General features: G+C 68.1%; 30 protein-coding genes and 1 pseudogene. 10 read left to right on the top strand and 21 right to left on the bottom strand.

Annotated features, from left to right (window positions below; genetic code table 11):
- The first annotated feature begins 157 nt into the window (after positions 1-157).
- The gene (gene cysC / locus FIV44_RS21070; RefSeq protein WP_246086527.1) at positions 158-1819 is read left to right on the top strand and encodes an adenylyl-sulfate kinase; all 1662 of its coding nucleotides are present in this window, start codon (positions 158-160) and stop codon (positions 1817-1819) included.
- Positions 1816-2817, top strand: coding sequence for a sulfite exporter TauE/SafE family protein (locus FIV44_RS21065; protein ID WP_141006158.1), 1002 nt, complete (start codon positions 1816-1818; stop codon positions 2815-2817). Before cysC ends, FIV44_RS21065 begins: the two co-directional genes overlap by 4 nt.
- Positions 2818-2865: 48 nt before the next feature.
- On the opposite strand, the gene FIV44_RS30750 is transcribed toward FIV44_RS21065, so the two are convergent.
- The 3 genes and pseudogenes from FIV44_RS30750 to FIV44_RS21055 all read right to left on the bottom strand — a co-directional run bounded on the left by FIV44_RS30750 (position 2866) and on the right by FIV44_RS21055 (position 5129).
- Complete coding sequence (locus tag FIV44_RS30750) at positions 2866-3003, bottom strand: hypothetical protein (protein WP_181410739.1); 138 nt, start codon at positions 3001-3003, stop codon at positions 2866-2868.
- Positions 3004-3096: 93 nt separating this feature from the next.
- A pseudogene (locus FIV44_RS21060) lies at positions 3097-4260 on the bottom strand (nucleotide sugar dehydrogenase).
- A complete protein-coding gene (locus FIV44_RS21055) occupies positions 4257-5129 on the bottom strand; it encodes a DUF4143 domain-containing protein (RefSeq protein WP_141006157.1) in 873 nt (290 codons plus the stop codon). Before FIV44_RS21055 ends, FIV44_RS21060 begins: the two are co-directional and overlap by 4 nt.
- A gap of 141 nt (positions 5130-5270) precedes the next feature.
- Here FIV44_RS21055 and cysD point away from each other — a divergent pair, with 141 nt between their 5' ends.
- Both cysD and FIV44_RS21045 read left to right on the top strand, forming a co-directional pair.
- On the top strand, positions 5271-6185 hold the full coding sequence (gene cysD, locus FIV44_RS21050) for a sulfate adenylyltransferase subunit CysD (RefSeq protein ID WP_141006156.1): 915 nt from the start codon (positions 5271-5273) through the stop codon (positions 6183-6185).
- Entirely contained in the window at positions 6185-7456 is a 1272-nt protein-coding gene (locus FIV44_RS21045; protein WP_141006155.1) for a sulfate adenylyltransferase subunit 1, read from the top strand. The genes cysD and FIV44_RS21045 overlap by 1 nt, the downstream gene beginning before the upstream one ends.
- Positions 7457-7585: 129 nt before the next feature.
- Here FIV44_RS21045 and FIV44_RS21040 read toward each other — a convergent pair whose 3' ends face one another.
- From FIV44_RS21040 to FIV44_RS20980, 13 genes are all read right to left on the bottom strand, one after another.
- Entirely contained in the window at positions 7586-8248 is a 663-nt protein-coding gene (locus tag FIV44_RS21040; protein WP_141006154.1) for a class I SAM-dependent methyltransferase, read from the bottom strand.
- A 268-nt stretch (positions 8249-8516) separates the two neighbouring features.
- Positions 8517-9683 carry a CDP-glycerol glycerophosphotransferase family protein gene (locus tag FIV44_RS21035; RefSeq protein ID WP_281285880.1) on the bottom strand — a complete coding sequence of 389 codons (1167 nt, stop codon included), beginning with the start codon at positions 9681-9683 and terminating at the stop codon, positions 8517-8519.
- Between the two features lie 110 nt (positions 9684-9793).
- Positions 9794-11002, bottom strand: a complete 1209-nt coding sequence (locus FIV44_RS21030; RefSeq protein WP_141006152.1) for a glycosyltransferase WbsX family protein — start codon at positions 11000-11002, stop codon at positions 9794-9796.
- Between the two features lie 265 nt (positions 11003-11267).
- Positions 11268-12212: an MATE family efflux transporter gene (locus FIV44_RS21025; RefSeq protein WP_141006151.1), complete on the bottom strand. Its 945-nt coding sequence runs from the start codon at positions 12210-12212 to the stop codon at positions 11268-11270.
- 83 nt (positions 12213-12295) lie between these two features.
- Entirely contained in the window at positions 12296-13432 is a 1137-nt protein-coding gene (locus tag FIV44_RS21020; RefSeq protein ID WP_141006150.1) for a hypothetical protein, read from the bottom strand.
- 68 nt (positions 13433-13500) lie between these two features.
- A complete protein-coding gene (locus tag FIV44_RS21015; RefSeq protein ID WP_246086526.1) occupies positions 13501-14328 on the bottom strand; it encodes a glycosyltransferase family 2 protein in 828 nt (275 codons plus the stop codon).
- Positions 14321-15715, bottom strand: a complete 1395-nt coding sequence (locus FIV44_RS21010) for a tyrosine-protein kinase domain-containing protein (protein ID WP_141006148.1) — start codon at positions 15713-15715, stop codon at positions 14321-14323. Before FIV44_RS21010 ends, FIV44_RS21015 begins: the two co-directional genes overlap by 8 nt.
- Positions 15716-15745: 30 nt before the next feature.
- Complete coding sequence (locus FIV44_RS21005) at positions 15746-17497, bottom strand: DUF4012 domain-containing protein (RefSeq protein WP_141006147.1); 1752 nt, start codon at positions 17495-17497, stop codon at positions 15746-15748.
- A gap of 112 nt (positions 17498-17609) precedes the next feature.
- Positions 17610-17993 carry a hypothetical protein gene (locus tag FIV44_RS21000; RefSeq protein WP_141006146.1) on the bottom strand — a complete coding sequence of 128 codons (384 nt, stop codon included), beginning with the start codon at positions 17991-17993 and terminating at the stop codon, positions 17610-17612.
- Between the two features lie 125 nt (positions 17994-18118).
- Positions 18119-19162 (bottom strand): CAF17-like 4Fe-4S cluster assembly/insertion protein YgfZ, encoded by a 1044-nt coding sequence (ygfZ, locus tag FIV44_RS20995; protein WP_342778840.1) that lies wholly within the window; start codon positions 19160-19162, stop codon positions 18119-18121.
- Positions 19159-19626 carry an adenylyltransferase/cytidyltransferase family protein gene (locus FIV44_RS20990; protein WP_141006145.1) on the bottom strand — a complete coding sequence of 156 codons (468 nt, stop codon included), beginning with the start codon at positions 19624-19626 and terminating at the stop codon, positions 19159-19161. The genes ygfZ and FIV44_RS20990 overlap by 4 nt, the downstream gene beginning before the upstream one ends.
- A complete protein-coding gene (locus FIV44_RS20985) occupies positions 19626-20066 on the bottom strand; it encodes a Fur family transcriptional regulator (protein ID WP_246086524.1) in 441 nt (146 codons plus the stop codon). The genes FIV44_RS20990 and FIV44_RS20985 overlap by 1 nt, the downstream gene beginning before the upstream one ends.
- Positions 20059-20553: a heme-binding beta-barrel domain-containing protein gene (locus tag FIV44_RS20980; protein ID WP_141006143.1), complete on the bottom strand. Its 495-nt coding sequence runs from the start codon at positions 20551-20553 to the stop codon at positions 20059-20061. The genes FIV44_RS20985 and FIV44_RS20980 overlap by 8 nt, the downstream gene beginning before the upstream one ends.
- A gap of 126 nt (positions 20554-20679) precedes the next feature.
- Between FIV44_RS20980 and FIV44_RS20975 the strand changes: the two genes are divergently transcribed.
- The 6 genes from FIV44_RS20975 (at position 20680) to FIV44_RS20950 (ending at position 24258) form a co-directional block, all read left to right on the top strand.
- The gene (locus tag FIV44_RS20975; RefSeq protein WP_141006142.1) at positions 20680-21042 is read left to right on the top strand and encodes a DsrE family protein; all 363 of its coding nucleotides are present in this window, start codon (positions 20680-20682) and stop codon (positions 21040-21042) included.
- A gap of 12 nt (positions 21043-21054) precedes the next feature.
- Entirely contained in the window at positions 21055-21909 is an 855-nt protein-coding gene (locus FIV44_RS20970; protein ID WP_141006141.1) for an SGNH/GDSL hydrolase family protein, read from the top strand.
- Between the two features lie 9 nt (positions 21910-21918).
- Positions 21919-22347, top strand: a complete 429-nt coding sequence (gene dtd / locus FIV44_RS20965) for a D-aminoacyl-tRNA deacylase (protein ID WP_141006140.1) — start codon at positions 21919-21921, stop codon at positions 22345-22347.
- A 62-nt stretch (positions 22348-22409) separates the two neighbouring features.
- Positions 22410-22694: an AbrB/MazE/SpoVT family DNA-binding domain-containing protein gene (locus tag FIV44_RS20960; RefSeq protein ID WP_219996111.1), complete on the top strand. Its 285-nt coding sequence runs from the start codon at positions 22410-22412 to the stop codon at positions 22692-22694.
- Positions 22691-23095 (top strand): type II toxin-antitoxin system VapC family toxin, encoded by a 405-nt coding sequence (locus FIV44_RS20955; protein ID WP_141006139.1) that lies wholly within the window; start codon positions 22691-22693, stop codon positions 23093-23095. The genes FIV44_RS20960 and FIV44_RS20955 overlap by 4 nt, the downstream gene beginning before the upstream one ends.
- A gap of 119 nt (positions 23096-23214) precedes the next feature.
- Complete coding sequence (locus FIV44_RS20950; RefSeq protein ID WP_141006138.1) at positions 23215-24258, top strand: hypothetical protein; 1044 nt, start codon at positions 23215-23217, stop codon at positions 24256-24258.
- Between the two features lie 28 nt (positions 24259-24286).
- Here the strand turns inward: FIV44_RS20950 and FIV44_RS20945 are convergent, their stop codons facing one another.
- From FIV44_RS20945 to FIV44_RS34160, 5 genes are all read right to left on the bottom strand, one after another.
- The gene (locus tag FIV44_RS20945; RefSeq protein WP_141006137.1) at positions 24287-24733 is read right to left on the bottom strand and encodes a DUF4395 domain-containing protein; all 447 of its coding nucleotides are present in this window, start codon (positions 24731-24733) and stop codon (positions 24287-24289) included.
- Entirely contained in the window at positions 24733-25161 is a 429-nt protein-coding gene (locus FIV44_RS20940; protein ID WP_141006136.1) for a TlpA family protein disulfide reductase, read from the bottom strand. The genes FIV44_RS20945 and FIV44_RS20940 overlap by 1 nt, the downstream gene beginning before the upstream one ends.
- A gap of 67 nt (positions 25162-25228) precedes the next feature.
- Positions 25229-25537, bottom strand: a complete 309-nt coding sequence (locus FIV44_RS20935; protein WP_141006135.1) for a DUF1416 domain-containing protein — start codon at positions 25535-25537, stop codon at positions 25229-25231.
- Positions 25537-26385 (bottom strand): sulfurtransferase, encoded by an 849-nt coding sequence (locus FIV44_RS20930; protein ID WP_141006134.1) that lies wholly within the window; start codon positions 26383-26385, stop codon positions 25537-25539. Before FIV44_RS20930 ends, FIV44_RS20935 begins: the two co-directional genes overlap by 1 nt.
- A 144-nt stretch (positions 26386-26529) precedes the next feature.
- Positions 26530-26610 carry a putative leader peptide gene (locus FIV44_RS34160; protein WP_372449664.1) on the bottom strand — a complete coding sequence of 27 codons (81 nt, stop codon included), beginning with the start codon at positions 26608-26610 and terminating at the stop codon, positions 26530-26532.
- Positions 26611-26729 lie beyond the last annotated feature (119 nt).

Genomic DNA, 26729 nt, shown 5'->3' with positions numbered 1-26729 from the left:
GCTGACGTCCGGAGCGGCCGCCCCGATCCGCGGGTTCAACGAGCCGGGCAGCCCCCTCACGCTCTCCCTGCCCGACGACCTCGTCACCCATCTCGACGGGGGCGACGAGATCGAGCTGGTCGACCCCGAGGGACTCCCGCTCGCCCGCGTCTCCAGCGTGCTGCGCGGCCTCGCCGTCACGCCGCTGACCCACGCGCAGTTCGGCCCGTTCCGGCGTCTCCACCTGACGCCGGCCGCCGTCCGCGAGCAGTACGCCGGACGCACGTTCGTCCCCGTCACCGACCTGATGACCGACGTCCAGGTCGAGCAGCTGCGCGGGCTCGGCCCGGTCGTGCTCGTGGCGCTGGTCGGCACCGGGACCCCGGCGGTCAGCCCGGTCGGGCTGCTCCGGGCGACCCTGCGCGTCGCCGAGACGATCGGCGCCGCGGTGGTCGCCGTCCCGCTCGCCGACCACGCCTCGCTGGCGGACCCGGCGCTGCGCATCTCCGTGCTGGCGTCGTACGCCGACACCGACCCGGTCGTCGAGCTGGCCTACGGCGGCCACCTGCTGCCGGAGCTCGCCGACATCGCCGCGGCCGAGCGCCCACGGCCCGACCAGCAGGGCCTGGTCCTGTTCTTCACCGGGCTCTCCGGCAGCGGCAAGTCCACCCTCGCGCAGGCCCTGATGGACCGCCTCCTCGAGCAGGGCGGGCGCAGCCTCACCAGCCTCGACGGCGACGTCGTACGCCGCAACCTCTCCGCCGGCCTCACCTTCTCCCGCGAGGACCGCGAGACCAACATCCGCCGGATCGGCTGGGTGGCCGCCGAGATCGCCCGCCACGGCGGGCTCGCGGTGTGCAGCCCGATCGCGCCCTTCGACGAGACCCGGCGGCAGGTGCGGGCGATGGTCGAGCGGGCCGGCGGCGCGTTCTTCCTCGTCCACGTCGCGACCCCGCTGGAGGAGTGCGAGCGGCGCGACCGCAAGGGCCTGTACGCCAAGGCGCGGCGCGGCGAGATCCCGGAGTTCACCGGCATCTCCTCCCCCTACGAGGAGCCGCTCGACGCCGACGTCCGGGTCGACACCACCGGCCGCTCCATCGAGGACGCCCTCGAGGACGTCGTGGTCGCGCTCCGCGAGGCGGGGTACGTCGACCTGACCGCCCCCGACGCTCCCCCGGCCCCCGAGCCGGTTCCCGAGCCGGCCCCGGTGCCGGTGCCGGACATCTCCGAGGAGGTCGCCGAGGAGGTCGCCGGCGCCCGTACGTCGACCGCCGGGAGCCGTCCGCTGCGGGTGCTCTTCGTCTGCACCGCCAACATCTGCCGCTCGCCGTACATGGAGCTCCGCTCGCGCTCCCTGGCCGGCAGCGGCAGCGGGATCGAGTTCGCGAGCGCCGGCACCCACGGCTTCGACGCCCACCCGGTCGACCGCACCATGGCGGCCGTGCTCGCCGAGCGGGGGGTGAGCAGCGACCTGATCAGCGGGTTCGCCAGCCGACCGCTCACCGACGACCTGATCGACGCGGCCGACCTCGTACTCACCGCCGAGGCGACCCACCGGCAGTTCGTGCTCGAGGAGGTGCCGGGCGCGTTCCGCAAGGCGTTCACACTCGGGCAGTTCGCCGAGTCCGTCGCGCGGGTCGCCCCGGACCTGCGCGGCGCCGAGCTGGTCACCGCGGTCGGGCACCGCCGCGCCGGGACGGCCGACCACCACGACATCCGCGACCCGTACCGGCGGGGCAAGGCGGCGGCCGAGGTCTCCGCCGACCAGATCGACGCCCTCCTCCAGGCGGTGCTGCGCCGCCTCGCGGTGCCCTCGACCGCGGAGGCAGGCGAGCGATGAACGACCTGATCACGCTGACCGCGCTCTCGATCGCGGCCGCCGGCTTCTTCGTCGGCATCGTCGTCGGCCTGACCGGCATGGGCGGCGGCGCGCTGATGACCCCGGCCCTGATCTTCCTGGGCGTCGGGCACACCTCGGCGATCGTCACCGCCGACCTGACCGCCGCGGCGGTCTACAAGACCGGGGGCGCGCTCACCCACGCCAGGGAGGGCTCACCCAACCTGCGGCTCGCGGGCTGGCTGATCCTCGGCTCGGTGCCGATGGCCTTCGTGGGGCCCTATCTCGTCAAGGCGCTGACCGACGACCCCGCGCAGCTGGAGAAGACCCTCAAGCTGTGCATCGGCGTCGCGCTGCTGTTCGCCGCGTCGACGTACGCGCTGCGCCTCTACATCAACCTCAAGCGGGTACGCCGCGGCGGCGCGCTGCCGGACGACAACCCCCGGATCCGGCCGGTCCCCACGCTGCTGGTCGGCATGCTCGGCGGCCTGCTCGTCGGCGTCACCAGCGTCGGCTCCGGCTCGGTCATCATGATCGCACTGCTCATGCTCTACCCCGGCCTGTCGGCCGTGCGCCTGGTCGGCACCGACCTGGTCCAGGCCGTGCCGCTCGTGCTGAGCGCGGCCCTGGCCAATATCGCCATCCACGGCCTCGAGTGGGACCTGGTCATCCCGCTGATCGTCGGCTCCGTGCCCGGCACCCTGCTCGGCGCCCGGCTCGCCCCGCGGGTGCCGCAGTCGTTCATCCGGCGCGGCATCGTGATCGTGCTGACCATGTCGGGCGTGGCGCTGCTGTTCAAGGCCGGCCTGCACCCGTTCGGCGAGGGCCACGAGACGCTGGAGGCGATGGTCGTCGCCGCGATCGGCGTCGCGATGCTCGTGCTGGTGCCCTTCGTGTGGGGGATGCTCCGCAAGCGGCTCGGGCTGCCGATGTTCGGGGCGCCCACCGTCGCCGAGATCGAGTCCTTCGGCAGCCGCGAGCGCAGGCGCGCCCGGACCTGAGCGGCCCCGGCGCTGCGGTCCGCGATCAGGTGGCCAGCGATCAGGTGATCAGCGGACGAGGCCGAGCTCGCGCTGTCCCTCCACCTGGAACGGCGGCTGGGTGGCCGCGGCGCGTGCCAGCCCGAACGTGACGACGGCGGCGGCCGCGACCCATATCGCGCCCGCGGCTCCGATCAGCATCTCCATGGCAGTCCCCCTCGAACTGCCTTCCACGGTACCCCCGCGCCCCGGCCCGAACCGTCCCCTGATCGACGGACTTCCCGTAGTCACTTCGGATGGTCAGTCGCGGCCGTAGATGTCGCGCGTGTAGACCTTCTCCGCCACGTCGTCGAGGACGTCGGTGCGCCGGTTGGCGATGATCACGTCGGCCTTCTCCTTGAAGGTCCCCAGGTCCGTGATCACCTTGGAGTTGAAGAACCGCTTCTGGTCCAGCTCCGGCTCGAACACGACGACCTTCACCCCTTGGCCTTGATCCGCTTCATCACGCCCTGGACGGCCGACTCGCGGAAGTTGTCCGAGCCGGCCTTCATGGTGAGGCGGTAGATGCCGACCACCTTCGGGTTGCGCCGCAGCACGTCGTCGGCGATGAAGTCCTTGCGGGTCGTGTTGGCGTCGACGATCGCACTGATGAGGTTCTGCGGGACGTCGCGGTAGTTGGCCTGGAGCTGCCGGGTGTCCTTGGGGAGGCAGTAGCCGCCGTACCCGAAGGACGGGTTGTTGTAGTGCCCGCCGATGCGCGGGTCGAGGCCGACCCCCTCGATGATCTGGCTCGTCTGCAGGCCGTGGGTGGCGGCGTAGGTGTCCAGCTCGTTGAAGTACGCCACGCGCAGGGCGAGATAGGTGTTGGCGAAGAGCTTGATCGCCTCGGCCTCGGTCGAGCCGGTGAACAGCACCGGCACGTCGTCGTCGACGGCCCCTGGAGGAGGAGCTTGGCGAACAGCCGGCCCGGCTCGGTGTCCGAGCCCACCACGATCCGCGAGGGGTGGAGGTTGTCGTGGAGCGCCCGTCCCTCGCGGAGGAACTCGGGGCTGAACAGGATCGAGGCGCCGGCGTGGGCGTCGCGCAGCGTGTTGGTGTACCCCACGGGCACCGTCGACTTGATCACCACGGTGGCGGCGGGGTTCGCGGCCAGGGCGGCCTTGGTGACCCGCTCGACGGTGGAGGTGTCGAAGCGGTCGGTGTCGGGGTCGTAGTTGGTCGGCGTCGCGACGACGACGAACGAGGCGTCGGCGTACGCCGCCTTCGCGTCGCGGGTGGCTCGCAGGGAGAGATCCGGGCGGCGCAGGTGCTCCTCGAGCTCCGGGTCCACGATCGGCGAGCGGCGCTCGTCGACGGCCTCGACCCGTGCCGCGTCGACGTCCAAGACCCAGACGTCGTTGTGCTGCGCGAGCAGCACGGCGTTCGACAGGCCGACGTAGCCGGCCCCACCACGGTGATCTTCATGCTCCCGAGGCTGCGACCGGTCGCTGAACGGCGCCGGACGCCGACATGACGCGCGGTTGTCGGTCCGGCGCACGGTGGGCGACCCCTGGAGACCGCTCACTCCCACACGGCGGCGATCGGCAGGCTCCACATCCGCGGCCCGTACCGGTGCCCGCGGGCCGCGGTGTTGAGCACCACCCGCCCCGGAACCGGCCGCCGGCCCGGCGGGCCAGCGCGTGGAGCGCGGTGAACTGGTGTGGGCGCAGGGCGGCCGCGGTGCGGACCTCGATCCCGAACAGGCTGTCGTCGGGCAGCTCGACGACGAGGTCGACCTCCAGGCCGTTGCGCTCGCGCAGGTAGCTCACCCGGTGCTCCACCGCGCTGGTGTCCCGCTGGCGGAGCAGCTCGACCGCCACCATCCCCCGCAGGAGGGGCTGCAGCCTGCGCCGGCCGGCGAGCTCGCCCAGCAGGCTCACCGGGTCGCCGGCGAGGTGCCGGGCCACGGCCGGGTCGGCGAACACCGCCTGCGGGCGGCCGATGGCGCGCTTGGCCACCGCCGCCCGGCAGCCGGGCAGCAGGTCCAGCACGCCCAGCCGGACCAGCAGGTCGACGTACGGCGAGAGCGAGGTGACCGGGAGGCCGGCGGCCGCCGCGATCCGGGCCTTGTTGAGCTCGGCCGCGGGCGGGTCGGCCAGCGCCGAGAGCACTGCACGCATTCGGTCCGGGTCGAGCCGGCGCAGCGCCCGGGCCCGGCGTACGACGTCGTCGAGCTCGGCGGCGACACCGTCGCGGGCCAGGAGGCCGAGGTAGTCGGGGACCTCCCAGTCGGTGCGGACCTCGCCCGGCACCAGCGCACGCGAGCCCAGGCGGGCGACGAGGTCAGCGGGCACGAGCACAGCCTAGGCGCCGAACTCGTCGATTTGTCTGACCAGACCTCACCGATGTCGGCGTGGCAGGCGCGGCATGGCACGATGGGCGAGCCCTCGCCGCAGGGCACCACCAGCACCACCGAAAGGACGGGTCGCCCGCGCATGGCACAGACGCACAGCGACTACCGCCTCAGCCAGCTGGACCAGCTGGAGGCGGAGTCGATCCACATCTTCCGCGAGGTCGCGGCCGAGTTCGAGAAGCCGGTCCTGATGTTCTCCGGCGGCAAGGACTCCATCGTGATGATGCGCCTCGCGGAGAAGGCGTTCTACCCGGCGAAGATCCCCTTCCCGGTGCTCCAGGTCGACACCGGCTTCGACTTCCCCGAGGTCCTCGCCACGCGGGACAACTGGGTCGACCGGCTGGGCGTGAGGCTGATCGTGGCGAGCGTCGAGCAGGCCATCAAGGACGGCATCGTCGTCGACGACGGCAAGACCTCCCGCAACCGGCTCCAGATCGGCACCCTGCTCAACGCGATCGAGGAGAACGGCTTCACCGCGGCCTTCGGCGGCGGTCGGCGCGACGAGGAGAAGGCCCGCGCCAAGGAGCGCGTCTACTCCCACCGCGACGAGTTCGGCCAGTGGGACCCGAAGAACCAGCGTCCCGAGCTGTGGAGCCTCTACAACGGCCGGCTCCACGAGGGCGAGCACATGCGGATCTTCCCGATCTCCAACTGGACCGAGCTGGACATCTGGGACTACATCGGCCGCGAGGGCATCGAGATCCCCAGCATCTACTTCTCCCACCAGCGCCGGGTGTTCCAGCGCGACGGCATGCTGCTGACCGAGAGCGAGCACAACCCGCTCCGCGACGGCGAGGTCGCCGAGGAGCGCACCGTGCGGTTCCGCACCGTCGGCGACCTGACCCTGACCGGCTGCGTGGAGTCCACCGCCGGCACCATCCCCGAGATCATCGAGGAGGTCGCGGTCGCCCGGGTCACCGAGCGCGGCGCGACCCGCGGTGACGACCGGTTCTCCGAGGCTGCCATGGAGGACCGCAAGAAGGAGGGCTACTTCTGATGGCCGGCACCAACACGGGATATGGCATGGACCTTCTCCGCTTCGCCACGGCCGGCTCGGTCGACGACGGCAAGTCCACCCTCATCGGCCGCCTGCTGCTCGACTCGAAGTCGATCTTCGAGGACCAGCTCGAGGCGGTCGAGGCCACCAGCGAGGCGAAGGGGTACGACTACACCGACCTCGCGCTGCTGACCGACGGCCTGCGCTCCGAGCGCGAGCAGGGCATCACCATCGACGTGGCCTACCGCTACTTCGCGACGCCCAACCGCAAGTTCATCATCGCCGACACCCCCGGGCACGTGCAGTACACCCGGAACATGGTCACCGGCGCCTCCACCGCCGACCTCGGCCTGGTGCTCGTCGACGCCCGCCAGGGCCTCACCGAGCAGTCCCGCCGGCACGCGGTGATCCTCTCCCTGCTCCGTGTCCCGCACCTCGTGCTGGCCGTGAACAAGATGGACCTCGTCGACTACGACGAGGTCGTCTACGAGAAGATCTACGCCGAGTTCACGCAGTTCGCGACCAAGCTGAACGTCCCCGACCTCGAGGTCATCCCGATCTCGGCGCTCCAGGGCGACAACGTCGTGACCCGCTCCGAGAACATGGCGTGGTACTCCGGTCCCACGCTCATGCACCACCTCGAGCACGTCCACGTCGCCTCCGACCGGGACCTCATCGACGCCCGGTTCCCCGTCCAGTACGTCATCCGGCCGAAGTCGGACGAGTTCCACGACTACCGCGGGTACGCCGGCCAGATCGCCGGCGGCGTCCTCAAGCCGGGCGACGAGGTCGTCGTACTCCCCTCCGGCATGACGTCGAAGATCGCCAAGATCGACCACTTCGACACCGAGATCCCCGAGGCCTTCCCGCCGATGAGCGTGACGATCCACCTCGAGGACGACGTCGACGTCTCGCGCGGCGACATGATCGCCCGGGTCAAGAACGCCCCCTCGCCCAGCCAGGACATCGACGCGATGATCTGCTGGATGACCACCAAGCCGCTCCAGCCCCGGCAGAAGCTCGCGATCAAGCACACCACCCGCACCGGCCGCGCGCTGGTCAAGGACATCCAGTACCGCCTCGACGTCAACACCCTGCACCGCGACCAGGCCACCAACGAGCTCGGCGTCAACGAGATCGGCCGCGTCACGCTGCGCACCACGGTGCCGCTGCTGTGCGACCCGTACTCCAAGAACCGCACCACCGGCTCGTTCATCCTCATCGACGAGGCCACCGGCGTGACCGTCGGCGCGGGCATGATCAACGGCTGACGTATATACCACGCGCAGCAGCGCCCGCTTACGGGCAGGCGCTGCTGCGTTCTCCGCGAGATGTGTGTGTTGCGAATCTGCGACCACGTAGTTGCATTCAACGCAGTAGCGATCGAGGCGTGACCGCGTCTAGTTTCGGCGCCGAACCATCAGGAAGTTGCGGTCCTGAACCGGCTTAGCGTACCGATTCGGATGCGCCGCCAAGTGCTCGTGGATCGCCTCGACCACTCCACCGAACATTGGCCCATAATCATCGAAGGAGATCAGCCCGCCAGGCACAACCATGTCCGCGTACTGCGCCAACTCACGAGAGACCGCTTCATAGGTGTGGTCCGCGTCGATGTACATCAAACGCAGTCTCTCTACCTGGGCCGCGATCTCCGGCGCGGCCTCATCCGTTCCCTTTGCGTGCAACACCACCCGATGCTCCAGGCCCGCCTTGTCGATGTTCTCGCGGAACCCCTGCTCCAACCCCTTTGCCCCGGCCTTGTCGAGCCCATAGTTGCCCTCAAAGCCAGGATTGCCCTCGAACCAATCGACTGCGTGTACGACTCCGTTGTCGGCATCTTCACAAGCCTGGGCGAAAGCGATAGTTGAGCGGCCCTGCCAGGACCCGAGCTCAACGACGTCACCCTCGATGCCTTGGCCGTAGGTCAGCATGTAGAGGTACATCGCTCTACGCAGCGAAATCATCCCTGGGGTGGAAACAATCTTGCGTTGCAGATCGGTTGTGAAGACGGACGGGTCCCGGGGCACCCACTGGGCGTCGTCTTCGAGATTCTCGACCCTCATGCCGACCCGCCTGCCGAAGCCGACAACCGCCTTACGGACAAGGGCTTTCGCACGAGAGTCAAACGGCACGGCATTGTCCACTGGCGCACGAGTCACGGCTGGCGACACTAGCAGCACGCCCACCGCCGCGGACGAAGACCACGAACATCGGGTTGTCCGCCCGACACGCTTAGTACCGTCGCGGCCCGCCGGTCGCCCAGAGGCGGCCCCGCGAGCGAGCAGGGTGGCCAGTTCACCGATCGATCTCTGCCCTGAATCATCGGTCTAGTCACGTCGGGCCTTCTAGCCCGGCGGGAGCTTGGGGGTCTCGCCGACTGACCAATGTTCGCAGACTTGGGATCCGAGCATCCAACTCATCCAGGAGCCGCTCTGCGCTGCTTTCGGCCGAGACTAGCCCGAACCAATCACGAGCTGCCGCACGTTTCTCACGTGACGCCTCCCCAGCGGACAAGACATCGTCGATGAACGCCCTGACCGACGGCTCATCATGCAACTGGGGGCCGGCAAGGTGCTCTAAGGCGTCGTGGGGATACACGCCACGACCTCCAAGGTAGCTCTCCAGATCGGGGAAGAAGTAGGCCACGGGTCGGTCAAGGTGAAGGAAGTCGGTCGCGACGCTAGAGAAGTCGGTAATCAGGCCGTCGGCACGACCGAGCACCGAATACAGTTGTACGCCCGCCGCCGTGAGAAGGTGGTCGTCAAGTAGGACAGCCCCCTGCGCGTCACGCGCGCTGCTGTCGAGGGGATGAGGTTTGACGACCACTTGGATTCCCGAACCTACGAGCAGGCTCACCCAGTTCGAGAACAGCCTGGCAAGTTCCAGATCCACGGACGGGTTCAGCGTGTCCTGGAACCCAGGCGACGAACTCACAGATTTCGTCTGTCGAAAAGTTGGCATCCAGATGACGAAAGGCCGAGACACATCGATGCCCAATGCTTCGAGTTGGCCGTCCGTACAGTCACGCCGGAGGGCGGCGATCCGCGGATATCCAGTCAGCAGCAACTGAGGCGGTGGCGTTCCGGCCACCTGAACCGATCGTTGTCCAAGGAGTCGAGTAGCGCCTACGTGATAGTCGTAGGGGCGCCCGCGTGCGTGACGGTCAGGAAGTAGCGGGTCGAAGTTCTTAATCGCTTCACCGTGCCATAAATTGACCGTCGGCTTGCGCCCCACGGCGGGTGGCGTGCCGTACAGACCGTGAGTAAAGAAGGTAACCTCTGCGACCACGTACGACAAGATTCCGCGGATCGTGTTCCGGCCGACGACCTCTATCCTCTCAACTGGGATATCTATAGCACTGAGATAGGCTCTTTCGGGTCCATCGAGCCAGACGATCCGACCGGTGTATCGGTGAGCCAGCGCACGTGCCATCTCTACTGCGTTAGCCTCCGTTGCGGGATATCCGTGGATCACAATCACCCGTCGCCTCGGAACCATCCAACGCAGCACCCACAGTACATAGGGCAGCAGAATTCGCGACAGCCAGCGCTTGAACGACCGGACTTGAGGTCGTCGGTCAGGGAGTATCCCACCCCGGGGACCTACGCTCAACGGCTCGCGCTTCCGCGGGTCCGGGACCGGGCAACCTTCGCGAGCCTGACCCCGCTCGCGGCAGCCGCCTTCGCAGAACCCGCGATATTGCGAGACCCGTCAAATAAAACGCTCCCGTCAAGCGCGTTCCTATCTCTGACCTCGTAGTTCCATCGAGTCGCTTCGAGGTAGGCGTAGCCGTAATGAGCGTCCGGCTCAAGATAGGCGCCCTCGGCCCACTCATTCCATGCATTGATGAGTACCATGCCCGCCGCGCTTCCGCTCCTGAGCTCTCGCTGGCGAGCCGCGCTCAGCCAGGTCGCGTAGCCATCGGGCGTGCTTCCAGCAAAAGACGTCGACTGCACACCACGGCGAGCCGTGTTGTCCCACCTCGGGACGACAGCAGGGTGGCGCCGGAACCTCGGCTGCTGTCGGCCCAGATAGTGGGCTGCCAGCGCACCATAGTCGTTTAGGCGCCCCTTGAATCCAGGAACGATGGACTTCGGAAGGCGACGCGCGGATGTCGACAAGAGGCTGTCACCTACTGGAGGAAACTCGCCTATCGCGTCGAAACCGAGGACCTCCGGCACGAGTCCGTGGGACGTCTCTGATGCGACCAGCCACAACTCGCCGACTCCGCGGGCCCGAGCAAGCACGCGCCATGTCCGTGCGTACTCTGCGGCCGACGGCAGGTGATCGGCCCGATGCACGAAAACCACGGCTTTGCCGTCCAAGCGGAGATAACGAGGGTCTCGCATGTACGGTAGGAAAGACTCAAAGACGGCGGCGGCGACATCAGGGCCATAGGACTGACCCATCAGAACCTCGTGCTCCTTCCCGTCCCACCGTCTGGTCCAGTTCTCGTTGGCCCAGCAGATCGCGAACGGAAACGGGTTGTTGCCCGCGAGAACCGAGTCCAAGGGCTTCTCGAGCAGACGGTGTCCGTCAAACCAGTAGTGATAAAAGATGAAGGCGTCGACGTCATATCGACTCGCTAGGTCCGTCTGCCATTCGTAGACACCCGGCTGGGTCAGGTCGTAGTAGCCATAGGGTCCTTCTGGCACGACGGGATGGTGGTGACCTTCGTACAGTGGGACAGCCCGACGAACGTTTGTCCACTCAGTGAATCCGTCGCCCCACCACTCGTCGTTCTCCGCAATGCGGTGGAACTGAGGGAGATAGAACGCCGCGGTAATCGGCGCGCCATCCGGTCGTTCGTTCATCATGAGATGCCCTTCCTTCCGACCACGGAGCTATCGCAAGCACCGATGAGTTTCCTATCACTGAACGTCCGAGGGGAGGAGGTCAGCGGTCTGCGCCTTGTACTCGTGCAGTGCAAGCACCAGCGATGCAGTGGTCGCTTGGACGACTGCCGTCGCAGCGATTCCCCATGCCGCCCCGACAGCGCCCCCAGCCAGAAGCCGACAAAGAACGCGACCGGCATCAGCGCTGCGGGCACGACGCGCAACCTCAGAGTCGACCTCGGCCGGGTCATCCGAAGACCAAGAAACGCCATCGTCGAGACCGCCGTGGCGGCTGTCTGGGCGGCGACGGGCGGCAGAAACTCCCGACCCCGGACCACGACGCTCCAAGGAGCGAGACCGCGAAGGACGTAGGAACCGTGAGGAGCAGGGCCAAGAGCATCGCCGTAACAGCACTCATCCCAAACGCACCAAGGCAGAGCACACCAGACCGCTGGCGACTGGAAGCACCGCGCAGTATGGGTGCGCCGAACGTGAAGCTCGCCAAGATGACAACGGTGAGGGGGCCAAAGACCGTGATCGCCAGCCGGTACGCACCAGTCTGATCAACGCTAGCCATTGCTCCCAGAAGTATCACCAGCAGTTGGCTGGAGGCCCGTAGGGCGGCAAACTCAAGCAAGAACCTGAATCCGAGGTAGTTGCGCGCCCGATAGCGCTGAGGCAGCGTCGGTCTCGGCAATCCGCCGCCGAGCGCCAGCCAAGCGACGAGACCCGCGAGCGCCCCCGCTCCGCACCACCCGACGATCAAAGCCTCCGCCGAGCGCCAATCCAACGGCCCCAGAACGACCGCCAGCAGGCCGACCATGGCCAACATCCACGTGAGGTCGAGAGCGAGGGCGGCGCCCGCCTGGCCACGCACGGCAGCGACCGAGCGGGCAGTCTCTTGTACGAATAGGAGCGGAACGCTGGCCGATGCCAAAGCAAGCGGCAGTGCGACTCTGCCTACCCAAGGCGATGCGGCCAGGACGACTACCGCAGCGAGAGCACCGAAGGAGAGTGCTACAGACAGGGCTTCCCTGCCGCGCCTGGCCAAGACATCAGAATCACCCCGTACCAAGACCAGCTCTTGGCCCAGCAGTGCTTGAGCGCCGCCAATCAGCAGTGATATGGCCAGACTTACCACCGCGAAGACACCAAACTCGCTGGCGTCAAGGAAACGGGCGGCCGTCACCACCGAAACAAGACTTATGAGACTCGAAACGGCCTGATCCGCTACTCCCAATGTTGCCTGTCCTCGAACCCGCCCTGACCGCAATTTCATCGCGGATCTAACTTCACGCCGCCTGGAGCATCGCGAGGGTCTTGAACGATCGACGCAAGTTGCTTCGGCGAAGAATAAAGCAACACGATGTACCAGGCGTAAATGACAAAGACATTTTCGATTCGGAGAAGAATGCTCTCGGAGTTGAAATATATCGAGGTCGCAAGAAGAAAAGAGATATCTACGAATCGATTCGCAGCGAACATCGACCGGATCGCTCGATAGAAGGCAACGAAATAGACCGCAGCTATTACAATTCCACATCCCACGATCAAATGGAGATAGGAGTTGTCAACAGTCCGGACGATCGCCACCGTTTCTTGGATCTGTTTTACCGACCTGCTCAGCAGTATATCTGATATTCCAATGTTCATGAGGAATTCATGCAGCAAGAAGGGGCGGAAGGAGAGGATCTCATTGAGCCGTTGATCGTCGGACCAGCTAGCAATCACGAATGCGAAAGCAGTAAAGAGCACCGGCGAGAGCGATGCGACTGTCCGAAATGCAAGTGATTTGGCAAACAATCGCACCAGGGGTATGAGCGCCAGGAAAATGAGAAAGGAAAGGTAGCCGCCACGGGCATCAGTTTGCGTAAAAAACCAGTGGGCAATGGCGAGGATTAGGGCGAGGGTGAGGAACCGGGTTCTGAGTCTATATTTGAAGGCGTACAGCACAACCAACGACGCAGCGCCATAAACCAAGTTGAAGAAGAAAGGCACTCCTTGCGTTCCGAAAGTGTGGCGCCCTCGGAATTCGAGCACGGAGTCGTGCGTAACTCCCGCCAGCAGCAAGGCTAGCACCAAGCCGAGCGACACGAGCGACGCGAGCCACGCAAGTTTCGTCGCCTTGCGTTCCGGCAGAGACCAGAGCACTGGCGTCAACAGCAGAACAAATACGACGCTGAGTTGGTCGATGTTGCCCCTAAGCAGCATCAGCGAGGTTGACCACACCGCAAGGATTACGATCCACGCGGGGACCCACGTCCTGCCTACAAAGAGGGCGAAGATCGCGAGGAGGACGACGGCCGTCCGTACAACCTGTTTGATCGACGAGTCTGGGTCAGTCATCACTGTTTGGATGAGGACCGCATTGATAGCCAGGCCAAACAAGGCTACGCCCGCGGCGACGCTCATCAGCGGGCTCGTCCTGCCCGCATCCTCGCTCGCGCTCTTTCCGGACGCTGCCAGGACGTCACGTTGGCTCATTCGCGATCGACAGCTCGGAGCTGTCTCCCCTTCTTGAAGATCGGCATCAGACAATAAGGGTGTCGCGAATAGAACCGAATGCCCGAGAAGAACTCGAACTTCCAAGCGCTGCGACTGCGACCATTCCTTGTTTCTCGCGCCCACCCATGAATCCACCGGGTCGCGCCATCGACATAGGTAGGAACGCCCTGCTGGAGAGCACGGATCCCGAGGTCGTGGTCCTCGTAGTAGACGAAATATCCGTCGTCCCACCAGCCCAAGTCATCCATGACGTCGCGTCGCACCGCGAGCGCCGCACCCATCGCCCAGACAACTCGTGTGAGTTCGCGACCTGTCGCTGTCCGCGAATATAGATTCGGCGCGGATTCGCGTCCCAGCATGTGGCGCAACTTCCGATGCGGATAAGGCGCGCCACGACCGTTCTCCTGAAGGCTCCCGTCGTGGTTGACCAACTGAGGAGCGATCAGCGCTCGATTCGCCATGGCCAATTCAGTCAACCTGGCAATCCCATCCGGGGTGACTTCCAAGTCGGGATTGCAGAAAATGAGAACCGGTCCGGTATCGAGAGTTCGTGCGACGTTATTTGCATCTGAGAACCCACGGTTATCCGGCCGAGCGAGGACCGTAGCCCCGAGGCGCATCGCTATATCACGCGACGCGTCTTGCGAGGCGTTGTCAATCACGAGCCAGTCCGCCCAAGCAGGGTCGAATCTTGCCCAGTGTCGCTCAAGCACCTCCGCGCTGTTGTGCGTAACCGTTACAAGCGTGGCCCGAGACCGTCCGAGTACATCCGTCTCGACGATTTCTCCTTGGTCTTCAGTCATGCACGCCGCCCGGCAGGTGAATGGCCTTGGCCTGATCGCCAGGCGCGTAGCCGTACCCATATCCGTAGCCGTAGGATTTGCCCTTGGCAGGCACCTTGTTGAGCACAAGGCCCGCGAAGTGAGCGTCAACCTGACCCAGGCGCTCAATGGAGTGGCGCACCTGCTCCTTGGTCACCTTGCCGTGACTCAGTACGACGAGCGCGCCGTCAGACTTCGCGGCCAGCAGCGCAGCATCGGTGACCGGGAGCAGCGGCGGGGCGTCGACGATCACCACGTCGTACTCCTCCCGCACGTAGGCGAGGAAGTCCTCCATCGCGTGCGACTGGATCAGCTCCGCCGGATTGGGCGGGATCGGCCCGGACGCCACGACCGACAGGCGGGAGTCGTTGTGGATCTGGAACACGTCCGGTGCCTTGACCTTGCCGACGAGGACGTTGGTGAGGCCGACGGCCTCGTCCATGCCGAGCCGCTTGGCGGCCATGGGCCGGCGAAGGTCGCCCTCGACGAGGAGGGTGCGGGCGCCGCCCTGGGCGAGGCTGATCGCGAGGTTGACCGCCGTCGACGTCTTGCCTTCGCCGGGGACTGCGGAGGTGACGACGAAGACCTTCTGCTCGCTGTCGACGTCGACGAACTGGAGGTTCGTGCGCAGCACCCGGAACGACTCAGCTCGCGGTGCGTGCGGCGGGATCTGAGTCAGCAGCGGCGTCTTTGTCGCGGCGGCGTCGTACGCGATCGTGCCCAAGGTCGGCGCGTCGGTGATCTCGGCCACGTCGTCGAGCGACTTCACCCGGGTGTCCAGTACTTCGCGCAGAACGGCGAGGCCGAAGCCGAGCATGAGACCGACGACCACGCCGAGGGCAAGGTTGCGCTGGGGCTGGGGCGAGACCGGGTTGTCGGAGTACGACGCGGCGTCGACGATCGTCGCCTTGATCGGGGCGTCGGCCTGGCCGGCGGGCGTCTCCAGCTCGCGGACCAGGTCGGTGAGCTGCTCCGCGTAGGACTGGGCGATCACCTGCGCCTGCTGGGCATCGGGGTCGGTGACCGTGACGTCCAGGTTGACGGTGTCGAGGACCGCCTGCGCCTCGACCTGGTCGGCGAGATCAGCCGGCGTCGTCTTCAGGCCGGTGTCGTCGATGACCCGTTGCGCGAGCTCGCGGCTCGTGATCAAGTCGGCGTACGACTTCACCCGTTGCGCCGAGAACTGGCCGCCCTGGAGCAGTTGGGCGTCATTGGTCTGCGAGGTCGTGACGAACAGGCGAGCCGTCGAGGCGTACTGCGGCGTCTGAACCGCCGTGAAAACACCCGCTGCCGCCGTCACCGCGACGGCGATCACGAGGATCGACAGCCAGCGCCGCCTCAGGACGCGCAGATAGTCACGCAGTTCCACGGTCGGCTCTCATTCCCCGAGTCATCGCAATCATCCCCTCGCACACGCGCTCGCGAGCGTGCGTGTGCTGGCCTTGGCCTCGATCGTCGGCGTGACCGTGACGTCGGTGTCACCGGTCTGGCCGTCGCCGCTCTTCATCTTCCATGCCAGATCGACCTTCTGTCCCGGAATCAGCTGGACGAAGGTCATCGCGACCGGGCGGCCCTCCAGGTCGACCTCGATCACCTGCGACGGCACGCCGTTGAACTCGACGTCGCTGATCTCGCCGCCGGCCGGGGCGAAGATCCGCACCGCCATCAACTGGGTGCCCGGCGCCGATCCGTACTTGCCGCCGCCGGTGATGTACTCCGGCAGCGCCGCGGCCTCGGGTGGCGCGACCGAGGCGATCCGCGCCTTCGCGCTGTAGGTCTGGACCGTACCCCGGCACGAGGTGGCGTTCACGTCGACGTCGTAGCGCAGGTAGTAGGACATCTTCGCGCCGGTCATGTCGTTGAGGGTCACCCCGACCTGCGGCTCGCTCACCGTCGGGTCCGTGACGAACTCGCCGGCGATCGGCGTGCCCGCCAGCTCCTCCCGCACCGCGTCGTCGAACGCGTGCACCAGCACGCGGCGCTCGTCCGTGGCCCGAGCCAACGCCTTCAGCACGCCGGTCGGGTTGCCCAGCCCTGAGGTGAACCGGTCGAAGGTGGCCGCGGCGACGTCGGCGAAGAAGGCGTCCTGCCGTGCCGGGTCCGGCAGCCGCAGGTAGGTGTTGTGCAGCAGCTCGTCGACCGCGTCGTCGCCGGTGATCTCCACCCCGTCGACCGTCACCGGCCCGGTCGCGTCGAGCAGATAGCCGATCGCCACGGCGTCCAGGAACAGCACGCCGTCGACCCGCTGGGTGGGGAACTCCTGCTCCCACCGGGCCCGGAGGAGGTCGGCGGCGCGGGGGACGTCGGGGGTCATCGTCGCGTTGACCGCGTAGGTCCCCAGCACATTGCCGTACAGCTCCTGCTCCGCCGCGCTCAACGACAGCACGGGCTGGGCCGCCTCACCGAGGGTGGCTGCGGCGACATGACCCCGCAGCTCGAGCCGGCCGTCCTCGACATCGACGTACGACACCGCGCCCGCCAGGCCTCCGGTCCCCCGGATCTCGGCGTTGTTCTGGAAGACCAGCAGGTAGTCGCGAGGGCCATCGGCGCCGAGCATCGTCGGCAGGATCCTGGTCGCGACCTCCGCCGAGGCCAACGCGTCCGCCGCCCGGCTCACCTGATCGCGGAAGTCGGTGAACTGCCGGTCCAGACGCCCGACGAATCCCGAGGTGTCGACCTCGGCCAGCTCTTCCTCGGCGGCGGCGAAGGCCCGCCGCGCCTGGGCCACCGGTGCGGCAAGGTCCTCGGCGACGCCGATGTCGAGCGCACCGTCCCTGGGCAGCAGCTCCTCGAAGCGGTCCGAGGCGACGACCAGCGGCTGCACCCCGTCGCGAGCCAGGTCGTCGAGAACCCGGCTGGTCGTCCGGACACCCGCCGCGTCGTCGCCCAGGAACGGCACCCGGCTCAGCACCGACCAGGTCGGGCCCGCCGTACGGTCCGCCGCCGACGCACTGGCCGCACGCAGCGCCGCGAGCTCACGCTCCACAGCAGCCGTGTCTCGCACCTCGACCGCGTCCTGGATGCGCTGCGCGCGATCCACCGCGTCATTCAGGTCGCGGCTGACCTGCCAAGCGGTCCATCCGGCCCACAGGACGAGAACGCCGACGACCGCGCCGCCGATGCAGATCCACAGCCTCCTGGACGTCAGCACCGACGTGTGCCTCCTTGCGCGGCGCATGGAAGAAGGTCCCGGGGCATGCCCACGGGACCCTCTTCGCCGTTGAACGGGTCGACGTGACGACGGTGGGGTCAGCGCCCCCGGATCACTTGACCTTGACCTTGACCTTGAACTTGCCGCTCTGGAAGACGCTGTTGGGCGTGGCGGTGTACGTGACCGTGCACGTCCACTTGCCCTTCTTCTTCAGCTTGCCGGTCTTGGCGAGACCCTTGGCGTTGAGCGGCTTGTTGGCCTTGACCTTGGTCTTGCCGTTCTTGCAGACCACCTTGGCCGTGCCGGTCGGCACCACGTTGCCCGCCGTGGCGAGCGGGATCTTGGCCTTCTTGTTGGGCTTGACCTTGCTCTTCGCGACCGCCGGGGTCACCGGCACCGTGCCCGTGTACGGGTCGGCGTGCGCCAGGGACGTCGTCCCCACCAGACCGAGGGTCACCAGCGCAGCAGCAAGCAGACCGAGAATGAGCTTCTTCATGGGTGTATGCCCCCTCAGACATATCGGGTACCCCGCCCCAGGCCACATCGCCCGAGAGCAGTTGTCTACCACCATGCCACGAGCAGCACCGGTCTACCCAGGGTTCACAACAAATCCGATTACATTTAACCGTGAGAGCCGATCACACCGGCCGGCGGAGGCGGGACCTTCGTCCCGCACCATACTCGTCTGGCGACCTTCTCAACGCTGTGGCCGGAAATGCAGCCCGACCTCGGGGTCGACGACGACCTCCTGGGAGGCCGGGAGCCCGTCGACCACGAGGGGGCGGAGACGTCGGTGTTGCGCTTGAGCAGCGCGAGGGCGATCGGGCCGAGCTCGTGGTGGCGGGCGGAGGAGCCGACGAAGCCGGCGGCGCGACCGCCGCCCTCGGGCAGCACCTCGGTGCCGGGCGCGGGGAGCCGGTTCTCGGAGCCGTCGAGGTGGAGCAGGGTCAGCCGGCGCGGCGGCTTGCCGAGGTTGTGGACCCGGGCGACGGTCTCCTGGCCGCGGTAGCAGCCCTTGTCCATGTGGACCGCGGCCCACGGCTGCCCGCCCGGCTGGTCCCCGGCGAGCCAGCCGACCTCGTTGGGGATGGTCCGCTCGTCGGTGTCGAGGCCGAAGCGGGGCTCGCCGCGCTCGATCCGCAGCGCCTCGAAGGCCCACAGGCCCGCGGCCGGACCCGCCGCCTCGGCGTACGACGCCAGCTGGTCGCGCGGGACCAGGTCGTACTTGCCGGGCCGCCACGCCACGGCCAGGTCCGCGGTCACGTCGGCGATCTCGACGCGCATCATGAACCTCATCCGCTCCAGGAAGTCGATCAGCGCAGCCGCGCGACCCGGCTCGGTGTGGGCGGTGAACGCCTCGCCGTCGTCGACGCCGGTGAACGCGTGCTCGACGTGCCCCTGCGGGGAGAGCACGAGTGCGGAGACCCACTGCCCGGCGGGCATGCCCTCGAAGTACTGGGTGGTCAAGGAGTGCAGCCAGGTGAGGCGGTCCGGTCCGGCGACGCGCAGCACGTCGCGGTGGGAGAGGTCGACGAAGCCCTCGCCGGCCGCGAGGGCCCGCTGCTCGCCGTACAGGCTGCCGTAGTGGGCGGCGACACCGGCGTCGATGCCCTCGCCGGCGACGGCGCCGGGGAGGTCGAGGAGGGGGCTAGCGTAGGTGCTCATGTGAGGTCCCGGTAGTGCTCGAGGAGTCGGGTGAGGGTGCCGAGGGCTGCCTGCATCTCCTCGATGTGCGCCGGGTCGAGCGTGCGGAGCATCTCCTTGATCTCGGTGCTCGACACACCGGAGGTGCGCGGCAGGTACCTCACCTCGCAAACGTCGGAGAGGTCGTCGAACTTCCCGGTCCAGTCGTCGCCCATCACGAAGAGGTCGACGCCGTGCTCCACGATGTCGGAGCGCTTCTGCTCCCACGACTCCTCGGGGACGACCAGGTCGACGCCCTTGATGGCGCCCACGATGGCCGCGCGGTCGTCGTACGACACGACGGAGCGCTTGCCCTTGCCGGCGTTGAACTCGTCGGTCGAGACACCCACCACGAGCCGGTCGCCCAGCCCGGCCAGGCGCTCGATCAGCCGCAGGTGCCCGATGTGGAACAGGTCGAAGGTGCCGTAGGTCAGGACGGTCGTCATCAGCTCTCCTCCTGGCACCGGGCGCAGCGCCCGAAGACGGCGAGGTGGCCGAGGTCCGGGACGAAGCCCCGCTCGGCGAGGACCGCCACGAACGGCGCGGCCTCCTCGGTGTCGACGGAGATCACGTCGCCGCAGCCGCGGCAGACGAGGTGGAAGTGCTCGTGCCCGCGGGTCGAGTGGTACGTCGGGGCGCGGTCGGTGAGGTGCGCATGGCGGACCAGCCCCAGCTCCTCGAGCACCTCGAGGGTGCGGTAGACCGTGGAGGCGTTGATGGTGCTCACCGTCTGCTGGACGTGGGCCAGCACCTCGTCGGGCGTCGCGTGGCCGAGGGCGTCGACGGCGCCGAGGATCAGCTCGCGCTGGGGCGTCAGCCGGTAGCCCTTCTCCCGGAGGGCGGCCCGCCAGTCGTGGTCGTGGCTGTGGTCGTGGTCGTCAGGCACGCTTGAGCCTCGCCCACAGGTGCGGCTGGAGCGGCTGGCCCATGGCCGCCATGTCGAAGGCGTAGAGGAGGTCGCCCTCCACATTGCCGTAGAGGCGCTTCCCGGCGACGTACTCCTTCGCGGTCTCGGTGCGCGCCACGGCGTCGGTGGTCCACTCGAACTTCCCGTTGTCGGCCTCGCCCTCCCAGATCTCGGCGACGCCGAAATTGTGGGTCAGCAGGATCTCGAACCGACCACCGCCGACACCGCGGACGAAGCCGGTCTCGATCGCGCCGTCGCGGATCTTCTCGCCCTGCTCGTCGATCAGCCAGGCGCGGGCCATGTAGTGGAAGAACGGGCGGCCGTCGTGGGTGAAGATCAGCTCCTGGCCGAACTGGAAGGGCTCGATCGTCGGGTAGTCGCCGTGGCCGTTGCCGCGCCAGGTGCCGAGCATCCAGGCGATGGGCCCGCAGTCGGGGTGCAGGTTGTCGGGGAGTTCGAAGGCCACGACCGGACATTCTAGGCCGCGGGGCCCGAAGGGGGCGGCCGGTCACGTGCTCACGCGGAGGAGCGCGGTCGAGCTGGACCGGTGGCGCAAGCGGGAGGAGATCCTGCGGATCGTAGGCTGCGGGTCATGTCGCGCACACTCGTCGTGAAGGTCACCTGCGGAACCGACGAGCCGGAGCGCTGCAACCAGGGCTTCACGGTCGCCGCGGCGGCCGCCGTGTCCGGCGTGCCCGTGTCGCTGTGGCTGACCGGCGAGGCGGCCTGGCTGGCGGTGCCCGGGCGGGCCGCCGAGCTCGAGCTGCCGCTCGCGACGCCGCTCGCCGACCTCCTCGACACGGTCCTGGCCAGCGGCACGGTGACGGTGTGCGCGCAGTGTGCCGCCCGGCGCTCGCTCACGGAGGGCGACCTGCTGGCCGGCGTACGGATCGCGGGGGCGCCGGTGTTCGTCGAGGAGGCGCTGGGCGAGGGCGTCCAGGCGCTCGTGTACTGAGAGGGTTCTCCCATGCGCCGCGCCACCGCCCTGCTCCTGGCCGCCGTGCTGGCGGTCATGCTCAGCGCCTGCAAGACCTCCAGCAGCAAGAGGGAGTACGTCGCCCTCGGCGACTCCTACACCGCCGGCCCGCTGATCGGGCGGGCCGACGGGCGCGACGGCTGCGTGCGCTCGAAGAACAACTACCCCCACCTGCTCGCGAAGAAGGCGGACCTCGACCTCACCGACGTGAGCTGCTCGGCCGCGCCCACCGACGCGGTCGAGGGCGAGCAGACGATCCGGGGGCGCTCGATCCGGCCCCAGATCGAGGCGGTCGACGAGACGACGGACCTGGTCACGATCGGCCTGGGCCTCAACGACCTCGGCCTGTCCGTGCGGGTCTTCATCACCTGCGTGCAGCTGGGGGCGAGCGACCCCGGCGGGGCTCCGTGCACCGAGGCCGACCAGGCCGCTGGGGCCAACGGCATCCAGGCCGCGCTGGACCAGATGCCCGACCGCCTCGGCGGGGTCGTCGACGCCGTCGCCGAGCGGGCGCCCGACGCGGACGTCGTACTGGTCGGCTACCCGACGATCTTCCCCGACGAGGGCACCTGCGCCGACCTCGGCATCGCCGCCGGCGACATCCCGCTGGTCCGCAACGTCGTGGAGAGCATCAACGCCACGGCGGCCGCCGTCGCGGAGCAGCGCGGGGCGACGTACCTCGACACCGCGACGCCGAGCCACGGCCACGACATCTGCGCCGACGACCCGTGGATCGCCGGGATCGCGCCCGCGCAGGGGCGGCGCGGCCTCGCCTGGCACCCGTACGCCGAGGAGCAGGCGATGGTGGCCGACCTGCTCGCCGACGTGGTCGCCGGGCTCGACTGAAGGCCCCTGGTGCGCGCGGTCCTGCAGCGGGTCACCTCGGCCTCCGTCGTCGTCGACGGCACGGTCGTCGGCGCCCTCGACTCCCCCGGCCTGCTCGTCTACCTCGGCGTCACCCACGCCGACGGCGACGCCGAGGTCGCCTGGATGGCCCGCAAGATCCGCGACCTGCGGATCCTGGACGGCGAGCGCTCGGTCGGCGAGACAGGGGCGGGCGCCCTCGTCGTCTCGCAGTTCACCCTGTACGGCGACGCGCGCAAGGGCCGCCGTCCCACCTGGGTCTCCGCCGCGCCCGGTCCGGTCAGCGAGCCGCTCTACGAGGCGGTCTGTGCCGCTCTCGAGGCCACCGGCACGCACGTGGAGCGCGGCGTGTTCGGCGCGCACATGGAGGTCTCGTCGGTCAACGACGGGCCGTTCACGGTGCTGCTGGAAACGCCTTGACGCACTTCTCCTTGCGGCGCACACTGAAGTAAGGATGTGTTGCCGAAGGTAAGGAGCAGGCGGTGAGCGTGGCAACGATGACCAGCAAGGGGCAGATCACCATCCCCAAGGACGTCCGCGACGACATGCGGCTGACCCCCGGCTCGAAGGTGTGGTTCGTCAAGATCGCGCCTGGGCACTACCGGGTCGTGCCCCGCACCGGGAAGATCCAGGATCTCTTCGGGATCCTGTACCGGCCGGGGCAGCGGACCCTGACGATCGAGGAGATCAACGAGGGCATCGCCGAGGGCGGCGCGGCCAGTGGCATGCGAGGCATGCGGGATGACGACGAGGACGCGGATCAGTGATCGGCATCGACACCAACGTCCTGGTGCGAGCCTTCGCCGAGCAGGAGGACGCCGCCAGCGCCGACGCGGCCCGTCGTCTTCTGCTGGATCTGACACCCGAGGAGCCGGGCTTCATCACCCAGGTCACGATGGCCGAGCTCTATTGGGTCCTCTCCCGCAGCTACGGGTTCGACCGGGAGAGCTGTCTCTCCGTGGTGAGCAGCCTGGTACGGACCGAGTCCCTCGAGTTCGACGACGGCGAGGGCGTGGTCCGCGCGCTGCACCTCGCCGAGGAGGGCGCCGACTTCGCCGACGGGCTGATCCAGGGCGCGATGGAGCTCTTCGGGATCAACGAGACCGTCACCTTCGACCGGGCCGCCTCCCGGCGCCTCGGCTGGCGGCTGCTCGAAGCCGCTGACTGATCCGTCGTACCGGACAGAACTGTCGTAGATCGGCCGGATTTACGACAGTTCTGTCCGGTACGACGAAGCACTGTGGATAAGCGGAGCGGCCCACGGCAGATAGGCTCATCCTCTCCTCCATGGATCTGCAGATCAGCCGGCCCGGGCTCGTTGCGCCGGTGGCGATAGACCCCACTGGCCGAACCGGGCCGACGGCCGGACAGGCGCGCGGACCACGCTGGTGCCGGGTCGGCCCCAACTCCTACGTCCCGCGTGACTGCCCGGACACCGTCATGCAGCGGATCGTCGAGGCGGTCGGCAGCATGCCGCCGGGAAGTGCCGCAACCGGGTGGGCAGCGCTGCACTGGCTCGGCGCTCGCTGGTTCGACGGAGTCCGGCCTGACGGCACCCCGCTGCCAGTCCCGATCGCCGTCGGCGACCGTCATGCCGCCCGCCGGCGCGACGGGGTCACCGTCTCCGAGGACTGGCTGTTCGCCGACGACATCATCGTGGTCGACGGTCTGCCGATCACGACGCCAGCACGTTCGGTCACCTATGAGGCACGCGTGGCGACCGACGAGATCGCGACCGTGCGCGTCATCGACATGGCGGCGTACGACGACCTGGCCAGCCTCGCGGAGATCCGCGCCTACACGGCACGGCTGATCAGTCGTCCGGGCAAGCGCCGGCTCGAGCGCGCCACGGACCTGGCTGACGAGAATGCCTGGTCGCCGATGGAGGTGACGATGCGCATCTTCTGGCAGCGACACCGCAACCGGCCGTTGCTGTGCAACCAGCCCGTGTTCGACCTCACCGGGAGCCACCTCTTCACCCCCGACCTCATCGACGTCGCGGGCGGCGTGGCGGGCGAGTACAACGGCAGCGTCCACGACACCGGCCCGCGGCGCAGCCGCGATCTCACCCGCGAGGAGCTCACCCGGCGACTCGGCATCGAGGTCGTCACGATGATGGGTGGGCGGGGCGAAGAGCGACGGTTCCGGCACCGCCTCGACGGTGCGTACGAGCGCGCGGGGGCCGACCGCATTCGTCGGTGGACCACCCAGCAACCGCCATGGTGGGTCGACACCTCGACGGTGGCCCGGCGGCGCGCCCTCAGTCCAGCCGACCGCGAACGCTGGCTCGGCCACCGTCGTACCGGACAAGACCGTCGTGAAACCGCCTGATCCACGACATTTCTGTCCGGTACGACGCTCAGGCCGCCGAGCGCCGGGTCAGCCGCAGCCCGAGCAGGTACATCTCGCAGCCCAGGCAGAACGCGAAGACGGCGTTGAGGAAGGCCGCCACGAAGGCGAACGCGGCGGCGATCTGGCCGAGCAGGACGGCGCCGGTGGCGAAGCCCAGGGTGGCGACGACGGCGAAGACGAGGCCGACGGCCTGGGCGAAGCGGGGCGGAGCGGGGTCCTCGAGCTCGGCCGGAGGAGACAGCCGGGGCCGGATCAGGGAGCGGAAGAGCAGACCGGTGGGCGTCCTCTGGACGCCGAGGCCGGCGCCGACGGCGAAGAGGACCGCCTGGACGCCGGTGATCACGGCGGCGGCGCCGGGCGCGGCGTCCGAGAGGAGCAGCGCGACGGCGAACACGACGAGAGTGACGGCGGCGGTGAAGCGCGGTCCGCGGGGATCGATGCCGGCGCTGGTCATCAGGACTCCTGGAGCGTGGGGAGGGCGGCGAGCACCTGCTCGCGGCGAGGGGCGCCGGCAGCGCGGGTGAGCTCGTGGCCGTCGCGGTCGAGGACCAGCGTGGTGGGGGTACGACGGACGTCGAGCGCGCGCACGAGGTCGAGGTGCTGCTCGGCGTCGATCTCGACGTGGGCGACGCCGTCGACCCTGCCGGCCACGTCGGCGAGCACGACGCGGGTGGTGCGGCAGGGGGCGCAGAAGGCGCTGGAGAACTGGAGCAGCGTGGCTCGCTCCCCCAGCGCCACGTCGGGCACGGCGGCGGCCACGCTCGACCAGGCCGAGGGAGCGGCCGGAGCCGATGCGAACGCGCCGTCGGTCCGGCGCCGGTACAGCCCGAAGCCGACCGCCACGACGACGGCCAGCAGCAGGATCACGATCCCGGGGTTCATCACGGTCCTCCAACGCGGACGGCGGCCCCCGGATTCCGGGAGCCGCCGTCGACGTACATCACAGACCTCAGATGGAGATGAGGACCTCGGCGACCGAGCCGGTCTGCGCCTGGACGACGCGGTCGACCGGGTCGGCCTTGGGGGCCAGGGTGCGCAGCGTCCACTGGCCGTCGCCGGCGAAGAACCGGAAGTGGCCGGTCGCGGAGGTGGGGACCTCCGCGGTGAACTCGCCGGTCTTGTCGAGCAGCCGGACGTAGGCGCTCGACACCGGGGCGGCGTCGTCACCGTCGCCGCGCACGACCTGGCCCTGGATGACGGCCTCCTTGGCGACGTTGACCCCGTCCAGGGACAGGCCGCCGACCTTCGCGCCGCACATCAGAGCGACCCCGGCTCGTCGCCGAGCACGACCGGAACGCCGACGAGGGAGCCGTACTCGGTCCACGAGCCGTCGTAGTTCTTGACGTTCTTCTTGCCGAGGATCTCCTGCAGCACGAACCAGGTCAGCGAGGAGCGCTCGCCGATCCGGCACAGGGCGATGGTGTCCTTGGTCTCATCGAAGCCGACCTCGTCGTAGAGAGCCTTCAGCTCGTCGTCGGACTTGAAGGTGCCGTCGTCGTTGGCGTTCTTGCTCCACGGGACGTTGACCGAGGTCGGGATGTGGCCGGCACGCTGGGCCTGCTCCTGCGGGAGGTGGGCCGGGGCGAGCAGGCGGCCCGCGAACTCGTCGGGGCTGCGGACGTCGACCAGGTTCTGGGTGCCGATCGCGGCCACGACCTCGTCGCGGAAGGCGCGGATCGAGGTGTCCTGCTCCTGCGCGGTGTAGGTCGTCGCGGCGCGGGTGGGGACCTCTTCGGTCAACTCGCGGCTGTCGAGCTCCCACTTCTTGCGTCCACCGTCCATGAGCTTGACGTCGGCGTGGCCGTAGAGCTTGAAGTACCAGTAGGCGTAGGCGGCGAACCAGTTGTTGTTGCCGCCGTAGAGGACGACGGTGTCGTCGCCTGCGACACCGCGCTCGGACAGCAGCGCCTCGAACTGGGCCTTGTTGACGAAGTCGCGGCGGACCTGGTCCTGCAGGTCGGTGGTCCAGTCGAGCTTGATGGCGCCCCTGATGTGGCCCTTGTCGTAGGCCGAGGTGTCCTCGTCGACCTCGATGAGGACGACCTTGTCGTTGTCGAGGTTGTCCTCGACCCACTGGACGGAGACGAGCGAGTTCTCGCGGCTCATGATGATTCCTTCGTGGTGGTTGCGATGGTGCGGTACGACATTGCTGTTGCGGCAGCGCAACGCACGCACAGGACGACGCCTGGGCGCGGAAGCGCCACGGAAGGCGACGGGCGAGGGGGCCGAGTGGCCGGACTCAGAGACCCGTCAGCAGGGTCGACACAGCGCCGAGCTGACGCGGCAGTTGTCCACCGCGCGCCGCTTGGTCAGCAGCAGAGTCGTCGACATGAGGAAGAGACTAGGCGGCTTTCCGGGATCCACGAACTCGGTGTTCCGAATGGCGAGACGCGTATCCAAATAATGAGACCGCTGCCCGGCGGGACCTCTCAGGAGGCCCGCCGGGCGGC

The sequence above is a fragment of the Nocardioides humi genome (genome assembly GCF_006494775.1).
In the GTDB taxonomy this organism is placed as follows: domain Bacteria; phylum Actinomycetota; class Actinomycetes; order Propionibacteriales; family Nocardioidaceae; genus Nocardioides; species Nocardioides humi.
The sequence above is the reverse complement of the archived record's forward strand: the minus strand, read 5'-3'. Positions and strand labels throughout refer to the sequence as shown.

Bases quoted from the DNA above. Each gene is read 5' to 3' on its own strand.
- FIV44_RS21065 (WP_141006158.1), top strand. From the start codon at position 1,816: ATGAACGACCTGATCACGCTGACCGCGCTCTCGATCGCGGCCGCCGGC.
- FIV44_RS30750 (WP_181410739.1), bottom strand. From the start codon at position 3,003: ATGGAGATGCTGATCGGAGCCGCGGGCGCGATATGGGTCGCGGCCGCC.
- cysD (WP_141006156.1), top strand. From the start codon at position 5,271: ATGGCACAGACGCACAGCGACTACCGCCTCAGCCAGCTGGACCAGCTG.
- FIV44_RS21045 (WP_141006155.1), top strand. From the start codon at position 6,185: ATGGCCGGCACCAACACGGGATATGGCATGGACCTTCTCCGCTTCGCC.
- FIV44_RS21040 (WP_141006154.1), bottom strand. From the start codon at position 8,248: ATGAGGGTCGAGAATCTCGAAGACGACGCCCAGTGGGTGCCCCGGGAC.
- FIV44_RS21035 (WP_281285880.1), bottom strand. From the start codon at position 9,683: ATGGTTCCGAGGCGACGGGTGATTGTGATCCACGGATATCCCGCAACG.
- FIV44_RS21030 (WP_141006152.1), bottom strand. From the start codon at position 11,002: ATGATGAACGAACGACCGGATGGCGCGCCGATTACCGCGGCGTTCTAT.
- FIV44_RS21020 (WP_141006150.1), bottom strand. From the start codon at position 13,432: ATGAGCGTCGCCGCGGGCGTAGCCTTGTTTGGCCTGGCTATCAATGCG.
- FIV44_RS21015 (WP_246086526.1), bottom strand. From the start codon at position 14,328: ATGACTGAAGACCAAGGAGAAATCGTCGAGACGGATGTACTCGGACGG.
- FIV44_RS21000 (WP_141006146.1), bottom strand. From the start codon at position 17,993: ATGAAGAAGCTCATTCTCGGTCTGCTTGCTGCTGCGCTGGTGACCCTC.
- ygfZ (WP_342778840.1), bottom strand. From the start codon at position 19,162: ATGAGCACCTACGCTAGCCCCCTCCTCGACCTCCCCGGCGCCGTCGCC.
- FIV44_RS20990 (WP_141006145.1), bottom strand. From the start codon at position 19,626: ATGACGACCGTCCTGACCTACGGCACCTTCGACCTGTTCCACATCGGG.
- FIV44_RS20975 (WP_141006142.1), top strand. From the start codon at position 20,680: ATGTCGCGCACACTCGTCGTGAAGGTCACCTGCGGAACCGACGAGCCG.
- FIV44_RS20970 (WP_141006141.1), top strand. From the start codon at position 21,055: ATGCGCCGCGCCACCGCCCTGCTCCTGGCCGCCGTGCTGGCGGTCATG.
- FIV44_RS20950 (WP_141006138.1), top strand. From the start codon at position 23,215: ATGGATCTGCAGATCAGCCGGCCCGGGCTCGTTGCGCCGGTGGCGATA.
- FIV44_RS20945 (WP_141006137.1), bottom strand. From the start codon at position 24,733: ATGACCAGCGCCGGCATCGATCCCCGCGGACCGCGCTTCACCGCCGCC.
- FIV44_RS20940 (WP_141006136.1), bottom strand. From the start codon at position 25,161: ATGAACCCCGGGATCGTGATCCTGCTGCTGGCCGTCGTCGTGGCGGTC.
- FIV44_RS20935 (WP_141006135.1), bottom strand. From the start codon at position 25,537: ATGTGCGGCGCGAAGGTCGGCGGCCTGTCCCTGGACGGGGTCAACGTC.
- FIV44_RS20930 (WP_141006134.1), bottom strand. From the start codon at position 26,385: ATGAGCCGCGAGAACTCGCTCGTCTCCGTCCAGTGGGTCGAGGACAAC.
- FIV44_RS34160 (WP_372449664.1), bottom strand. From the start codon at position 26,610: ATGTCGACGACTCTGCTGCTGACCAAGCGGCGCGCGGTGGACAACTGC.